Origin of the sequence: Aromatoleum toluclasticum ATCC 700605 (genome assembly GCF_000378245.1) — a bacterium.
Classification (GTDB): Bacteria; Pseudomonadota; Gammaproteobacteria; order Burkholderiales; family Rhodocyclaceae; genus Aromatoleum; species Aromatoleum toluclasticum.
On the sequence record NZ_KB899497.1, the window covers coordinates 175697 to 189613 of the forward strand.

Consider the following 13917-nt stretch of genomic DNA (forward strand, 5'->3'; position numbering starts at 1 on the left):
TGCGTCACCCCGCCATCCGCGAGATGGCGCGCTGCGCAAGCAGTCCCCGATTGCAGTTTTGCGACATTTGCTATCAGCTTTGCCCCTCCGGGCGCATCGTCGCCGTTTGCGGATGGACCTGATTGACAGTGGCTGATCCTTGTAGCAAAGAGGGTTTGCGCGGGCCCGGCATTTTTCTGCGCAGATTTACTGCGCTGCAAAAACGGTGGAGGGCCCTCATTGAGGTGCGGGGGTTTTTTTGCCACCATGCGCAGCGTTCCTGATTTTTACCCAATGTCGTCGTGGTCTTTGGTGCGCCCCGAACCCCGGGCGCCAAACCGCTGTGAAGAACTCATGAGGAATTCCGGATGAAGAAGACTGCACTGCTGTTCGCCATGCTCGCCCTGACCGCGGGCGGCGCCTTCGCGAAAGACTGGAAAGAGATCCGCCTGGCGTCCGAGGGCGCCTACCCCCCGTTCAACATCACCGCCGCCGATGGCTCGCTGCAGGGCTTCGACGTCGACGTCGGCAACGCGCTGTGTGCCGAGATGAAGGCCAAGTGCACGTGGGTGAAGCAGGAATGGGACGGCATGATCCCGGCGCTCGTCGCGCGCAAGTTCGACGCGATCATCGCCTCGATGTCGATCACCGACGAGCGCAAGGCGAAGGTCGACTTCACCGACAAGTACTACGCGTCGCCGCTCGCGCTGATCGCCAAGAGCGGCTCGCCGCTGCGCCCCGACACCGCTTCGCTCAAGGGCAAGAAGGTCGGCGTGCAACGCGGCACCGTGTCGGACAACTTCGCCACCAAGTACTGGGAAGGCAAGGGGCCGGAACTCGTCCGTTACGCCAAGCAGGACGAAGCCTACCTCGACCTCAAGTCCGGGCGTCTGGACGTGGTCTTCGCCGACTACCTCGAAGCCTACGGCGGCTTCCTGACCAAGCCTGAAGGCGCCGGCTACGACGTCGCGGGCGACCGCCAGTTCGGCAAGAACGCCGAGGAGAAGGGCGTCATCGGCGAAGGCATCGGCATCGCCGTGCGCAAGAAGGACAAGGATCTCACCGCGCAGTTCAACAAGGCCCTCGCGGCCATCCGCGCCAACGGCAAGTACGAGGAAATCCGCAAGAAGTACTTCCCGATGGACATCTACGGCAACTGATCGCCGCCAGGAAAACAAGCGCCGGATTGCTCCCGCAAGCGGCGCTTTTTATTTCCTGATCGGTGATGAACCTCAGTCGGCGGTCGAAGGGCCCCTTCCCCTTGCAGAGGAGGGGGAAGACCGGTTCCGCGCTCGGCTGAATGTTGTCGCCAATCAGGTCTTCTTTACCCGTTTTCCCGGAGTCGGTGTGCGATGGATGCCCTGATCGAATACTCCCCCAGCCTGCTCGTCGGCGCGTGGGTGACCCTGAAGGTGGCGCTGCTGTCGCTCGTGCTGGCGGTCGGGGCTGATGGGCGCGGCGTTCAAGCTGTCGGACTTCCTGCCGCTGCGCCTGTGGACCATGCTCTACACCACCCTCGTGCGCGGCGTGCCCGATCTGGTGATGATGCTGCTGGTGTTCTACGGTGGCCAGTTGCTCCTTAACGAGGTCATCGACTACTTCGAGTGGGAGTTCATCGAGATCAACCCCTTCGTCGCCGGCGTGCTGACGATCGGCTTCATCTTCGGCGCCTACTTCACCGAAACCTTCCGTGGCGCCTTTCTCGCGGTTTCTGCCGGGCAGCTCGAAGCGGGGCGCGCCTACGGCATGAGCGCGTGGCAGGTGTTCTGGCGCATCATGTTCCCGCAAATGTTGCGCTACGCGCTCCCCGGCATCGGCAACAACTGGCTCGTGCTGCTGAAGAGCACCGCGATCGTGTCGCTGATCGGCCTGTCCGACATGACCTCGCTCGCCGACCAGGCGGGCCGCTCGACGCATCAGCCTTTCACCTTCTACCTCGCCGTCTGTGCGCTCTATCTCGCGATGACGGCGGTGTCGGGCTACGTCCTCAACCGGCTGACCGCGCGTTACAACGTCGGCGTCCGCGAAGCCAACGTCTGACGAGGCCGGAGACATCATGGAACTGTTCGATTTTCAGGTCATCACCACCAGCCTGCCTGAGTTCTGGCGTGGCTTGCTGATGACGCTGCAGCTCACCGGTATCGCGCTGCTGTGCGGCTTCATCGTCGCCGTCCCGCTCGCCGTCGCACGGGTCTCGAAGAACCCCTGGGTCAGCGGCCCGGTGTCGGCCTACACCTACTTCTTCCGCGGTACGCCCATGCTGGTGCAGTTGCTCCTGATCTACTACGGCGCAGGGCAGTGGGCCTGGATGCAGGCGGCGTGGGAAGCAGGGCATCCGGTCTGGCTGCTGTTCCGCGAGCCCTTCTTCTGCGCGCTGCTCGCCTTCGGGCTGAACACCTGCGCCTACACGATCGAGATCATCGCCGGCGCGATGCGCAACACGCCGCATGGCGAGATCGAGGCCGCCAAGGCGATGGGCATGACCCGCTTCAAGGCGCTGCAGCGCATCGTGCTGCCGTCGTCGCTGCGCAGGATGCTGCCCTCGTACAGCAACGAGGTCATCTTGATGCTGCAGGGCTCGGCGATCGCCAGCGCCGTGACGCTGGTGGATCTCACCGGCGCGGCACGCAACGTCTACTCGCGGCATTTCGCGCCCTTCGAGGCCTTCGTTTTCGTCGGCCTGATCTACCTCGTGCTCACCTTCGTGCTGGTGGGCCTGTTCAAGTACGCCGAAGGCCGCTGGCTCGCTCATCTCGCGCCGCGCAAGGCTGCCCGGCGCAAGGAGGCATAATGAACAACATTGCGACTTTCGATCGGCTCTGCATCGATGACCCGCACAACTCCCGCGCCGGGCACGAGGTGCTCGAGGACGTGCTGCGCGCCGGCAAGCAAGGAACTGCAATGAACCAGACCGCCACCGTCGAGCAGGTCCGCGTCGAGGACCTGCACAAGTCCTACGGCAACAATGAGGTGCTGAAGGGCGTCTCGCTGTCGGCGAACTCGGGCGACGTCATCAGCATCATCGGCTCGTCCGGCTCGGGCAAGAGCACCTGGCTGCGCTGCATCAACTTCCTCGAGAACCCCACCGCGGGCCGCATCACCGTCGGCGGCAAGGAAATCGGCCTCAAGCGCAACGGCAAGGGCGAACTCGTCGTCGCCGATCCCAAACAGCTGCAGCAGATCCGCACGCGGCTGTCGATGGTGTTCCAGCACTTCAACCTGTGGAGCCACATGACGGTGCTGGAGAACGTCATCGAGGCGCCGATCCACGTGCTGGGAATCCCCAAGGCCGAGGCGATGGAGCGCGCCGAGCGCTACCTGGAGCGCGTGGGCGTGTGGAAATTCCGCGATGCCTATCCGGCCCACATGTCGGGCGGCCAGCAGCAGCGTGTCGCGATCGCGCGCGCGCTGGCGATGGAGCCTTCCGTGCTGCTGTTCGATGAGCCGACCTCGGCGCTCGATCCGGAGCTCGTCGGCGAGGTGCTGAAGGTGATGCGCTCGCTGGCGGAGGAGGGGCGCACGATGCTCGTCGTGACGCACGAGATGGGCTTCGCGCGTGAGGTTTCCAACCACGTCATCTTCGTCCATCAGGGTCGTGTCGAGGAAGAAGGCAATCCCCGGGAAGTGCTGGTCCGCCCGCAGAGCGAGCGGCTGCAGCAGTTCCTGTCGGGCAACCTGAAGTAAGCCGGCGGCCGGCCCGGAGCCTCCATGCGCTGGGACCGGTCTGTCGACAGCGAACACGGCGGGCACCCGCTCGACGTAGTCGTCCTGCTGCTGCCGCCGGTGTCGCTCGGCGCGGTCGGCGCCATCGTCGACCCCCTCGTCGAGGCGAACCGCCTTGGAGCGCAGCGGCACTACAACGTGCATGTGGTGTCGGCCGACGGTTCGCCCGTCGCGCTGCCGGGGGGCGGGCGGCTGTCGGTCAGCGGCGCGTTGCCTGCACTGGTGCGCTGCGACGCCCTCATCATCGCGTCCGACCTGCACCAGCCCGATGCCAACGAGTCCGACATCCTCTCGCAGCTGCGCCGCATCGGCCGCATCGGCGCAGCCTTCTGCGGCAATCGCGGCGGTACCGGCTGGCTCGCGGCGGCAGGCTTGCTGGACAACCGCCGCGTCGCCGTGCACTGGGAGGACATGACGCTCTACCGCGAACGCCACCCCGCGCTCGTGCTGTGCGCAAGCCTGTACGAGATCGACGCGGACCGCCTGACGGCGTCGAGCAACCAGGCGACGCTGGACATGATGTTGTGCGTGATCGCCCAGCAGGTTTCGCCCCAGCTCGCCGACAACGTCGCGCGCCAGCTGGGGCTGGACCGCATCCGCCCCGGCCACGAGAAGCAGGCCGTGCCGGCCACGAGCCGCATCTCGCAGCATCCGCCGAAACTGAACGAGGCCTTGCTGGTGATGGAAGCGAATCTCGAGGAACCCTTGAGTTCGGATGAGATCGCCGAGTGCGTGGGCATCTCGCGGCGCCAGCTCGAACGGCTCTTCAAGCAGAACCTCGACATCCTGCCCTCGCGCTACTACCAGGAACTGCGCCTCGAACGCGCGCGCCAGCTCATCGTCCGCACGCAGCAGTCCATCGTCCAGATCGGCCTGTCCTGCGGCTTTTCGTCCGGCTCGCACTTCGCGACCGCCTACCGCGCCCATTTCGGCATCACGCCGCGCGAGGATCGCTCGCGCGCCACGCTCACCGGCAGCCAGGGCATCGAGTCCCGCGCCGGCGGAACCCCTGCAACGGAGCCTTCATGCTGACGATTCGTCCTGCCCAGCATTCCGACCTGGACGCGCTCGTCGACATTGCCGCGCGCGTCGCCGCGCCCGACGTATCGCTGCCGAACGACCCCAAGGTGCTCGAACGCCTCGTCGCGCAGAGCGAGGACGCGCTCGCGGACGACATCGGCTTTCCCAGCGAGGAGCAGTACCTGCTGGTCGCGACCGGGAACGGTGCGCTGCTCGGGGCGATGCTCGTCGTTGCGGCGGCCGGCCATCCCGGCGCCGACTACTCCTTCCGCAACGAGACCATCATCCACGCCTCGCCCGAGCTGGGCGTCAATCACCGCATGTACGCGCTGACGCTGAGCCACGACCTGTCGGGCTTCACGCTGCTGCGGCCGCCGCTGGTCGCGCGCGGCGAGCGCCGCGCGGCCGTCGAACGGGCGCTGCTGCGGGCCGCACTCGCCTTCATCGCCGAGCATCCCGCGCGTTTCGCCGAAGACCTCATCGCGCCGCTGCCCGGCATGATCGACGACGACGGTGAGTCGCCGTTCTGGTCCGCGGTCGGCAGCAAGTTCTTCGGCGTCTCGTACCGCGAAGCGGAACGGCTCGCGCTCGGCATGGACCGCAGCTTCATGGCCGAGCTGATGCCGCACCACCCGATCTACGTTCCGCTGCTGCCCGAATGGGCGCAGAACGTGCTCGGCCAGACGCGCGCCGACTACATGTCGACCTACGGGCTGCTGATCGACGAGGGTTTCGAGGCCGAGCGCTACGTGGACGTGTTCGACGGCGGCCCGACCTTCAACGTGAAGCGTGAGCTCGCGCGCTCGATCCACCTCGCACAAACGCTGCCGCTCGCGGTCGATGGGTCGATCGGGCGCAGCGAGCCCGAATGCCTGCTCGCCAACCGCGAGGCGGGCCGTTTCCGGGCCGTGCTCGCCCCCGCGCTGCGGCGCCCCGACGGCCGTATCGCGACGACGGCCGAAGCGGCGAACAAACTGGAACTGATCGACGACGACGAGGTGCGCTGTGTCCTTGCCTGAGCTTACGCCCCATTCGATGCCCGGCGAGCGCTTCGTCGTGCGCGTCGCGAACGCAGGCGACGTCGATGCCTTCCATGCGCTCGTGATCGAGGCCGACGGCGCACTCGAACGGCATGCCGAATCCATCGACGCGAGCCGCGCGACGATCGCGCGCAGCCTGCGCAGCCTCGCGGGCGAGGCGAGCGACGCCGAGCGCAGCTACCTGCTGCTGCTGGAGAATACGGCCCGCGGGGAGGTGGCCGGCTGCGTGCAGCTCGTGTGCAGCATCGGCCTCGATCAGCCTTTCTATGACTACCGCCTCGGCAAGATCGTCCATTCCAGTTCGCGCCTGAAGTCCTGGCGCTGCCACGATGTGCTGTACCTGTGCAACGACCTCACCGGCTGCAGCGAACTGCACAGCCTGTACGTGCGGCGCGACACGCGCGGGCAGGGCGGCGCAGCCCTGCTGACGAAGGCCGCACAACTCTTCATTGCCACGCGCCCGGCCGAGTTCGCACCGCGCACCATCATCGAGATGCACGGCGTGCGCGATCCGGACGACACGTCGCCGTTCTGGGAAGCGGTCGGCCGGCACTTCTTCAAGGTCGACCAGCGCGGCGCCGAGCGCCTCGTCGCGCAGGGCCGCAAGGCCTTCATCGCCGAGCTGATGCCCAAGCACCCGGTCTACCTGAGCCTGCTTCCCGATAACGCGCAGGCCACAGTCGGCGGCATCCACCCGGTCGTCGCCGGGCTCGTGCCGCTGCTCGAACAGGACGGCTTCCACTTCGAGAACCACGTCGACATCTTCGACGCCGGCATGGTGCTCGAAGCGCACACGCGCACGCTCAACGGCGTCGCGAACAGCCGCGAACTCGTGGTGGAAGCGGGCGAAGCCACCGCCGGCGCCCAGTCGTGGTGGCTCGCAGGCGGGGAGGGGGAGGGGTTCCGCGTGGCGGCGGGAGCCGGCGCGCTGGCGGGCGAATGCCTGAGCCTGCCGTCCGAAGCCCTGCGCCGGCTCGGCATGACGGCAGGCGGCAAGGTCCGCGCGCTGGCGGCGACTGCTGCGTGATTGGTGCAGACGCCTTTATGCGACAGCTTTCTTGCTTGGGCGACCGCCACGCTTGCCATTCTCGCGTGCCGCGGCGGCCTTGGCGGGCGTAGTGGCTTTACCGCCGCGCTGCCCCATCCGTGCGGCCATCCATTGCTTCGTCCCTAGCAAACCTTCCAGCAGGGCGGGGATGTAGATATCGGCATCGAGCTTCGGGAAATGCACCCCGAGACCGGACGGGCTGATGCAGGCATCCGCCAGATCGGCCGGGTGGGCGTGCTCCAATCCCTGTGCGTCCCGTGGGGCGAAAGCGATCTGTACGCCAGAGGCGAGCGTGATCACGACGCGGGCGATGCGTCGGTCATAGCGCACGGCGACGGCCGCCGGAAAGGCGGCTAGTGTTGCCGTGCCCCGCTGATTTGCGTCTTCGAAGGCGGCGTCAGTAATCGTCATGCAGTTGCCTCCATGCAGCGCAAAGTGTCAGCAGATTCCGCGAGAGGCCCGCGGCGACACGCGCGAGATACTTTTGCGTGAACCCATAATTTTCACGTAATACGGGCGGTCCGTCCGGGCAGCTCAGCATGAACACCGCCTCGCAACCGTTACCCTGTACGTGGACGTGTGCAGGCCGGTGATCGTTCGGATAGACGACCACACGCAAGCCGAAAAGCACCAGTATCGTTGGCATTCTAGCAAACCGAAACGCTTGGGTTAATGTTCTGCGACGGCTCGTGCATATCGGATGATTACCCGGTGGCGGCCGATTGTGCGGCGTATTCTAAATGCATGCCGCTGTCCGCTTGCGCAACATTGCGCAGGAAATGCCGTTATCGGATCACGTTCGCCGGCCGGGATCTCACCGCCCGGAACCGGGATCGAGCCTGCGCCTGAACAGAGGGCAGGAGGCTCCGGATGATGTTGCACGTTCTGGACACGATGTTCGCCGAGGACGTCGGCCTGCTGCCCGCGCGCAGCTTCACCGAGTTGCTACTGAGCCTCAAGGATTCGCCGCTGACCTTCGCGCCCATGCTCGAAAGTCTGTGGCAGAACATGAACAGCGGCGGTTTCTCGCCCATCCTGCGCGGCAAGGTCCTGCGCTTCAACGGTGGCCTGTTCAGCGAGGCCACCGCCATCCCGCTCGACCGCGACCAGCTCGAACTCCTGCTGAAAGCGTCGGAAGCCGACTGGCGCTACGTAGAACCGGCGATCTTCGGCACGTTGCTGGAACGCGCGCTCGCCTTCGAGCAGCAGGGCAAGCACCGCGAGGCCGTCGCCGAGATCCGTGCCTTCCACCGCCACCTGTGCGAAGTGCGCGTGCTCGACCCCGCCTGCGGCAGCGGCAACTTCCTGTACGTGACGCTGGAGCACATGAAGCGCCTCGAAGGCGAAGTACTCAACCTGCTGCACGACCTCGGCGAATCGCAGGGTTTGCTGGAACTCGAAGGCGTCACCGTCGACCCGCACCAGTTCCTCGGCCTCGAAATCAACCCGCGCGCCGCGAAGATCGCCGAGATGGTGCTGTGGATCGGCTACCTGCAATGGCACTTCCGCACGCACGGCACCGTGAATCCGCCCGAGCCGGTGCTGCGGGACTTCAAGAACATCGAACACCGCGACGCGCTGATCGCCTACGAGCGCGAGGAATTCGTCACCGACGAAGCCGGCCGCCCGGTCGCGCGCTGGGACGGCGTCACGTACAAGACCAGTCCCGTCACCGGCGAGCCAATCCCGGACGAGACGGCGCAGGTCGTGCAGATGCGCTACGTGAATCCGAAGAAGGCCGAATGGCCGCAGGCGGATTACATCGTGGGGAATCCGCCGTTCATCGGCTGCAAGCTGATCTTGCCGCTAAGGACGTCCGTTCCCGCTTTTCGGCCGTGTATCAGCGTGTGCTTGAATACGTCAAACCCGAACGTGAACACAATAGCCGGGCAACGTATCGAGATAATTGGTGGATATTTGGGGAGGCACGTCGAGACTGGCGTCGTATGGCCCGAGGTCTCTCTCGCTTCATCGCGACGCCCGTCACAGCGAAACACAGATTATTTCAATCGCTTAGTGCGGATGTCCTGCCAGATGACGCCCTAATGAACGTAGCGATTTCCGACTGCTCTGTACTGGGCGTGTTGTCGTCGCGTATTCACGTTCCGTGGAGCACTACAACTGGAAGCACGCTGGAAAATCGTCCGCGTTATATCAAGTCCGCCTGCTTCGAAACCTTCCCCTTCCCCGACGCCACCCCCGCGCAGCAATCCCGTATCCGCGAGCTCGCCGAACAGCTCGACGCGCACAGGAAGCGCCAGCAGACGCAGCACCCCGGATCTCACGCTGACCGGCATGTACAACGTCCTCGAAAAGCTGCGCAGCGGCGAGACGCTGAACGCCAAGGACAAAACGATCCACGAACAGGGCCTCGTGTCCGTGCTGAGCGAGCTGCACGACGCGCTCGACACGGCGGTGTTCGACGCCTACGGCTGGAACGACCTCGCCGTAGCGCTCGTCGGCCGCCCCGGCGCGACGACCCCGCTGCCCGACAAACCGGAAGCGCAGGCGGAGGCCGAGGAAGAACTGCTGCGCCGCCTCGTCGAACTCAACGCCCGCCGTGCCGCCGAAGAGACGCGCGGCCTCGTGCGCTGGCTGCGCCCGGACTACCAGAACCCCGGCGCTGGCGCCGCGCCGCAGCCGCTCGAAGCCGAACTCGCGGAAGAAACCGCTGCCGCCGAAGCCGCCCCCGCCGCCGTGAACGGTAAGGCGACGTGGCCGAAGAACATGCGCGAACAGGTCGCCGCCGTGCGCGCCGCGCTCGCCCGCCAGAGCCTCCCCGCCGAAGCCATCGCCGCGCAGTTCAAACGCTCGCCGAAAGCCGCCGTGCTGTCGGTGATCGAGGCGCTGGAAGAGCTGGGCATGGTGCAGCGCGAGGGCAAGGCATACCGGTTGCAGGGGTGCGGGCGGCTCACGGATGCATGGCTACCGATATCATCATCAGGCCGGCGAGCAATGAGTTGCTTATGGTCGTTTGACGGACCGGGGTGAGAAGATTAGATTATCACTTGGTATTACCAAGTGATAAGAGGCCCGATATGGCAACGTCCCTCAAGATCGACGACACGCTAAAAAGTCGTGTCCAGCACCTCGCCAGTCAGCGCCGCCGCTCGGCCCACTGGATCATGCTCGAAGCCATCCAGCAATACGTCGAGCGCGAGGAAGCCCGCGAGAGCTTCAAGCAGGAAGCCTTGGCATCCTGGGCGGCCTATCAGGAAACCGGCCGGCACCTGACCGGTCAGGAAGTGCGCACCTGGTTGAACACCTGGGGCACCGAAGACGAGAAGGCGGCGCCTGAGTGCCACAAGTAATCGTCACCGAAGGCGCCGCGCAAGGCTTGGAACGATGCCGGCGGTTTCTGGCCGCCAAGGACCCGGAAGCTGCCAGGCGCGCCGGCCGGGCCATCCTGCAGCAATTCCTGCTGCTGGAAACTGCCCCCGACATTGGCCGGCCCTTCCCTGACATTCCGGAACTGCGCGAGTTGGTGATTGCCTTCGGGGACTCCGGCTATGTGGCTCTGTACCGCCATGAACCGTCCGACCGTGCGGTGTATGTCCTGGCCTTCCGACACCAAAAAGAGGCGGGCTACTGATGAGCAAGAACGAAATTCGCCGACTGACCGCGAAGATGGATCAGCAACTGTTGTAGCGCGGATGAGCCGAAGGCCGAATCTGGCAACTGCGATCCCGTCGCCCCACGGTGCTCGCAGTCGGCGCGGGCGAGCTGGACGAGGCCGCGTTCGCTGAGTGGTTGCGGCTCCACGCGGTCGTCCGCAGCTGACTCAGACCGTCGCGGGCGGTAGCGGCGCGAGCAGTGCGGCGATGTCGTCCGCGCCGAACTTGGCGAGCGCGTCGGCGTCCTCCGACAGCACGCCGGCGGCGAGCGCGGCCTTGCGGTCCTGCAGCGCGAGGATGCGTTCTTCGATGCTGCCGGCGCAGATCAGCTTGAACACGAACACCGGCTTGTCCTGGCCGATGCGGTGGGCGCGGTCGGTGGCCTGGTTTTCGGCGGCAGGGTTCCACCACGGGTCGTAATGGATCACGGTGTCGGCCGCGGTGAGGTTGAGGCCGACGCCGCCCGCCTTCAGGCTGATCAGGAACACGGAGGCGCGCCCTCGCTGGAAATCCTCGACCGGTGTGCGGCGGTCGCGCGTGTCGCCGGTCAGGCCGACCCAGCTGATCCTGGCGCGGTCGAGTTCGGCGGCGATCAGCGCGAGCATCTGCGTGAATTGCGAGAACACGAGGATGCGGCGGCCCTCGGCGATCAGCTCGGGGAGCATGTCCATCAGGTGGTCGAGCTTGGCGCGCTCCTTGACCCTGGCCGCGGCAGCCGTGCTCTTCAGCAGGCGCGGGTCGCAGCACACCTGACGCAATTTCAGCAGCGCGTCGAGGATCACGATCTGGCTGCGCGCGAAGCCCTTCGCGGCGATCTCGTGGCGGATCTTGTCGTCCATCGCCGCGCGCACGGTCTCGTACAGGTCGCGCTGGCCGCCTTCGAGGCCGATGCTGCGCACGATCACGGTCTTGGGTGGCAGCTCCTTGGCGACGTCTTCCTTGCGCCGGCGCAGCATGAAGGGCTTGATGCGGGCGGCGAGGAGGTCGCGCCGCTGCGTGTCGCCGCGCTTTTCGACCGGCGTGCGCCAGAGGCGGGTGAATTCCTTGTTCGTGCCGAGGAAGCCGGGCAGCAGGAAGTCGAACTGCGCCCACAGCTCGCCGAGGTGGTTTTCCAGCGGCGTGCCGGTGAGGCCCAGGCGATGGCGGGCGCGTAGCTGGCGAATGACCTGGGCGCCCTTGCTCGCGGCGTTCTTCACCGTCTGCGCCTCGTCGAGGATCAGCAGGCTCCACTCGCGTGCCTGCAGCGCGTCGGCGTCGCGCCACAGCAGGGGGTAGGTGGTGAGCGCGACGTCGATGTCCTCTAGCTGGTCGAAACGGCTGTGGCGGTCGGGGCCGTGCAGGTTCAGCACGCGCAGTCCGGGGGTGAAGCGCGCCGCTTCGGTCTGCCAGTTGAACACCAGCGAGGTCGGCAGGATCACCAGGGCGGGCCGGTCGAGCCGCCCGGCGTGTTTTTCCGTGAGGAGGTGGGCGAGCGCCTGCGCGGTCTTGCCGAGCCCCATGTCGTCGGCGAGGATGCCGGCCAGATCGTGACGCACGAGGTGTTGCAGCCACGCGAGCCCTTCGAGCTGGTAGGGACGCAGCACGGCGTTGAAGCCCGCCGGGGCGGCGACGGCTTCGATGCCGCGGGCGTCGTGCAGGCGCCGGGCGAGCTCGGCGAGCGCGTCGCGACCGCGCCCGGGCAGGTCGAGGTCGGCCAGCCGCGCAGCGTCCAGACGCGACACCCGCAGCGCCCCTTCGGGGCGGTCGAACAGGTCCACCAGCGCACCGACGAGCGGCTTGAGGCGCCCGGCCGCGATGCGTAGCCGGCCGAGGTCTTCGTGGTGCAGGATGATCGCCTCCTCGTCGGCGATACGATGGAGGCCGCCGCCCAGCCAGCGCCCGTCGCGCCCGAAGAGTTCGGCCAGCAGCGGCGCGAGGGCGAGCGTGCGGCCGTCGACCTCGATGCCGGGCGAGATGGCGAGCCAGCCGCCATCGGCTTCATCCACGTCGAGCGTCACATCGGTGATGTCGATGGCGTGGTGGCGGAAATCGGGCGGCAGTTCGATCGCCCAGCCTTCGGCGCGCAGGGCCGGGATTTCGTTTGCAGTGAACGGGCCCCAGGCGTCCTCGCTGGCGAGGCCGAAGGCATGTTCGGGGAGGGTGCCGTAGGCGCTGGAGACGCTTCGCACGCCCACCTTGCCCAGCCCGGCCTGACCGAGGCGCCGGACGGCGGCCGATTCTGCCGCGGTGTCGCGCTGCAACCGGGCACTGCGGCCGTCTGGCAGGGTGTGGAACATCGGTGCGTTGCCGGGCGGGATCGTCAGCGGGCCGTAGCGGAACGCGAGCGTCGCGTAGTCGAACAGCGTCGCGCCATAGCGTGGGTAGCTGCGGAAGTTGATGTCGTATGCGGAGAGCGTGTCGATGCGCAGCACCGGGACGGGCGGGCCGGACAGCTCCAGCGGTGGTTCGCCGAGCGTGCTCGGCAATGGCAGGGCAGGAGTGAGTTCGGCCAGCGTCACGCTGATCATCTCGGCTTCGACCGGTGTCAGCGGCGGCAGCCACAGCAGACGCACGATGTGTTCGGCGGGGGCGTCGAGGGTGATGGGTCCGATCTGGTTCGCCTTGCGGTCCACGTACCAGGGCGGCAGCAGCGGCAGCACGACCTCCGCCGGAGGTGTCAGGCGCAGTCCCGGCGCGCGTCGTCCGTCTGCGGTGCTGTGCCACTCCGGCGACCCGGCGCGTGCGTCGCCCAAGCTCAGCGGGGTGGCGCCAAGGTCATTGAAATACGTGCGTCCGCAGCGCGCGAGGCGTGCCATCAACTGTTCGGCGTTGCGGCCATCGAGCGGCAGCGCGTCCTGGAAGAAGCGCCCGCGCGGGCGCTGGCTCCAGAGCAGGCCCAGGATGTCCAGGTCCGCTTCATTGACGAAGGACGGCGGCGTGTCGAGCGCCCGCTCGATGTTCTGCCAGCTCTCGGCCTGTCGAACCGAACCGTCGCGACCGAGCCGCGCCTTGAAGCAGGTGACGGCGTACTGCTGGTAGCCGTTGTGGAAGCGGATCAGGTAGAGGAGCGAGTGCTGCGTGGTGGGCGCGGGCTTGCGCGCCGTCGACGGCTGCTGCGCCGTGATGCCGCGGAACGCCTCGATCCAGGCGAGGATCTGTTCGCGTGGGCGTGACGGATCGCTGCTGCGCACCGCCAGCCAGCGGAGCAGGGTGGCGGCGACATGTTTGCAGTCGATGGCGACGGGGCAGGAGCAGTACGAAACGAGTCGCGCGGAACGGGGATGCGGGGCGCCCGTGAATTGCACCACTACCTGATAGGGCCGCGACCGTGTGCCCTGCACGCGGGCGTGCAAGGTTTCGCCATCGCGGACGAGGTCGGAGACCGCGCCCAGATAGGCGCGCCCCTTCGCGACCTCGTGGGGACCGAGCCAGCGTGTGATGTCGGTTTCGGTGCAGCTGTCGAGGATGCTCATTGGGTCGGAGGGAGGAGCAGGGGAGCGGGGCGCTTACGTGA

At 66.7% G+C, this 13917-nt stretch carries 14 protein-coding genes and 1 pseudogene; 12 read left to right on the forward strand and 3 right to left on the reverse strand.

What is annotated here, in order from left to right:
* Window positions 1-347: 347 nt before the first annotated feature.
* The 7 genes from F464_RS0113700 (at window position 348) to F464_RS0113730 (ending at window position 6789) form a co-directional block, all read left to right on the forward strand.
* The gene (locus F464_RS0113700) at window positions 348-1139 is read left to right on the forward strand and encodes an ABC transporter substrate-binding protein (RefSeq protein ID WP_018990395.1); all 792 of its coding nucleotides are present in this window, start codon (window positions 348-350) and stop codon (window positions 1137-1139) included.
* Between the two features lie 289 nt (window positions 1140-1428).
* Window positions 1429-2019 carry an ABC transporter permease gene (locus F464_RS28520; protein WP_018990396.1) on the forward strand — a complete coding sequence of 197 codons (591 nt, stop codon included), beginning with the start codon at window positions 1429-1431 and terminating at the stop codon, window positions 2017-2019.
* Between the two features lie 16 nt (window positions 2020-2035).
* Complete coding sequence (locus tag F464_RS0113710) at window positions 2036-2770, forward strand: ABC transporter permease (protein ID WP_018990397.1); 735 nt, start codon at window positions 2036-2038, stop codon at window positions 2768-2770.
* A 110-nt stretch (window positions 2771-2880) separates the two neighbouring features.
* Window positions 2881-3663 carry an ABC transporter ATP-binding protein gene (locus tag F464_RS0113715; protein WP_026295989.1) on the forward strand — a complete coding sequence of 261 codons (783 nt, stop codon included), beginning with the start codon at window positions 2881-2883 and terminating at the stop codon, window positions 3661-3663.
* Window positions 3664-3687: 24 nt separating this feature from the next.
* Window positions 3688-4734 (forward strand): GlxA family transcriptional regulator, encoded by a 1047-nt coding sequence (locus F464_RS0113720; RefSeq protein ID WP_018990399.1) that lies wholly within the window; start codon window positions 3688-3690, stop codon window positions 4732-4734.
* A complete protein-coding gene (locus F464_RS0113725) occupies window positions 4728-5741 on the forward strand; it encodes an arginine N-succinyltransferase (protein ID WP_018990400.1) in 1014 nt (337 codons plus the stop codon). Before F464_RS0113720 ends, F464_RS0113725 begins: the two co-directional genes overlap by 7 nt.
* Window positions 5734-6789: an arginine N-succinyltransferase gene (locus tag F464_RS0113730; RefSeq protein WP_232428923.1), complete on the forward strand. Its 1056-nt coding sequence runs from the start codon at window positions 5734-5736 to the stop codon at window positions 6787-6789. Before F464_RS0113725 ends, F464_RS0113730 begins: the two co-directional genes overlap by 8 nt.
* A gap of 15 nt (window positions 6790-6804) precedes the next feature.
* Here the strand turns inward: F464_RS0113730 and F464_RS0113735 are convergent, their stop codons facing one another.
* Together F464_RS0113735 and F464_RS32030 are read right to left on the reverse strand one after the other, a co-directional pair.
* Window positions 6805-7221, reverse strand: coding sequence for a DUF2442 domain-containing protein (locus tag F464_RS0113735; protein ID WP_018990402.1), 417 nt, complete (start codon window positions 7219-7221; stop codon window positions 6805-6807).
* Entirely contained in the window at window positions 7208-7456 is a 249-nt protein-coding gene (locus F464_RS32030; RefSeq protein ID WP_084600500.1) for a DUF4160 domain-containing protein, read from the reverse strand. Before F464_RS32030 ends, F464_RS0113735 begins: the two co-directional genes overlap by 14 nt.
* Before the next feature lie 224 nt (window positions 7457-7680).
* Here F464_RS32030 and F464_RS31610 point away from each other — a divergent pair, with 224 nt between their 5' ends.
* The 5 genes and pseudogenes from F464_RS31610 (at window position 7681) to F464_RS0113755 (ending at window position 10402) form a co-directional block, all read left to right on the forward strand.
* Window positions 7681-8856, forward strand: a complete 1176-nt coding sequence (locus F464_RS31610) for a DNA methyltransferase (RefSeq protein WP_026295990.1) — start codon at window positions 7681-7683, stop codon at window positions 8854-8856.
* Window positions 8856-8942, forward strand: a pseudogene (locus F464_RS31970) (hypothetical protein); the annotation flags it as partial. The gene F464_RS31610 and the pseudogene F464_RS31970, both read left to right, overlap by 1 nt.
* 163 nt (window positions 8943-9105) lie before the next feature.
* A complete protein-coding gene (locus tag F464_RS31615; protein ID WP_026295991.1) occupies window positions 9106-9801 on the forward strand; it encodes a hypothetical protein in 696 nt (231 codons plus the stop codon).
* A gap of 47 nt (window positions 9802-9848) precedes the next feature.
* The gene (locus F464_RS0113750) at window positions 9849-10121 is read left to right on the forward strand and encodes a CopG family ribbon-helix-helix protein (RefSeq protein ID WP_018990403.1); all 273 of its coding nucleotides are present in this window, start codon (window positions 9849-9851) and stop codon (window positions 10119-10121) included.
* A complete protein-coding gene (locus F464_RS0113755) occupies window positions 10109-10402 on the forward strand; it encodes a type II toxin-antitoxin system RelE/ParE family toxin (RefSeq protein WP_018990404.1) in 294 nt (97 codons plus the stop codon). The genes F464_RS0113750 and F464_RS0113755 overlap by 13 nt, the downstream gene beginning before the upstream one ends.
* Before the next feature lie 189 nt (window positions 10403-10591).
* Here F464_RS0113755 and F464_RS0113760 read toward each other — a convergent pair whose 3' ends face one another.
* A complete protein-coding gene (locus tag F464_RS0113760) occupies window positions 10592-13876 on the reverse strand; it encodes a DEAD/DEAH box helicase (protein WP_018990405.1) in 3285 nt (1094 codons plus the stop codon).
* Window positions 13877-13917: the final 41 nt, after the last annotated feature.

What these genes read in the sequence shown, in the direction of transcription:
- F464_RS31610 (WP_026295990.1), top strand. Translation starts at nt 7,681, where the DNA reads ATGATGTTGCACGTTCTGGACACGATGTTCGCCGAGGACGTCGGCCTG.
- F464_RS31615 (WP_026295991.1), top strand. Translation starts at nt 9,106, where the DNA reads ATGTACAACGTCCTCGAAAAGCTGCGCAGCGGCGAGACGCTGAACGCC.
- F464_RS0113720 (WP_018990399.1), top strand. Translation starts at nt 3,688, where the DNA reads ATGCGCTGGGACCGGTCTGTCGACAGCGAACACGGCGGGCACCCGCTC.
- F464_RS0113735 (WP_018990402.1), bottom strand. Translation starts at nt 7,221, where the DNA reads ATGACGATTACTGACGCCGCCTTCGAAGACGCAAATCAGCGGGGCACG.
- F464_RS0113750 (WP_018990403.1), top strand. Translation starts at nt 9,849, where the DNA reads ATGGCAACGTCCCTCAAGATCGACGACACGCTAAAAAGTCGTGTCCAG.
- F464_RS0113715 (WP_026295989.1), top strand. Translation starts at nt 2,881, where the DNA reads ATGAACCAGACCGCCACCGTCGAGCAGGTCCGCGTCGAGGACCTGCAC.
- F464_RS0113710 (WP_018990397.1), top strand. Translation starts at nt 2,036, where the DNA reads ATGGAACTGTTCGATTTTCAGGTCATCACCACCAGCCTGCCTGAGTTC.
- F464_RS0113725 (WP_018990400.1), top strand. Translation starts at nt 4,728, where the DNA reads ATGCTGACGATTCGTCCTGCCCAGCATTCCGACCTGGACGCGCTCGTC.
- F464_RS0113760 (WP_018990405.1), bottom strand. Translation starts at nt 13,876, where the DNA reads ATGAGCATCCTCGACAGCTGCACCGAAACCGACATCACACGCTGGCTC.
- F464_RS32030 (WP_084600500.1), bottom strand. Translation starts at nt 7,456, where the DNA reads ATGCCAACGATACTGGTGCTTTTCGGCTTGCGTGTGGTCGTCTATCCG.
- F464_RS0113700 (WP_018990395.1), top strand. Translation starts at nt 348, where the DNA reads ATGAAGAAGACTGCACTGCTGTTCGCCATGCTCGCCCTGACCGCGGGC.
- F464_RS28520 (WP_018990396.1), top strand. Translation starts at nt 1,429, where the DNA reads ATGGGCGCGGCGTTCAAGCTGTCGGACTTCCTGCCGCTGCGCCTGTGG.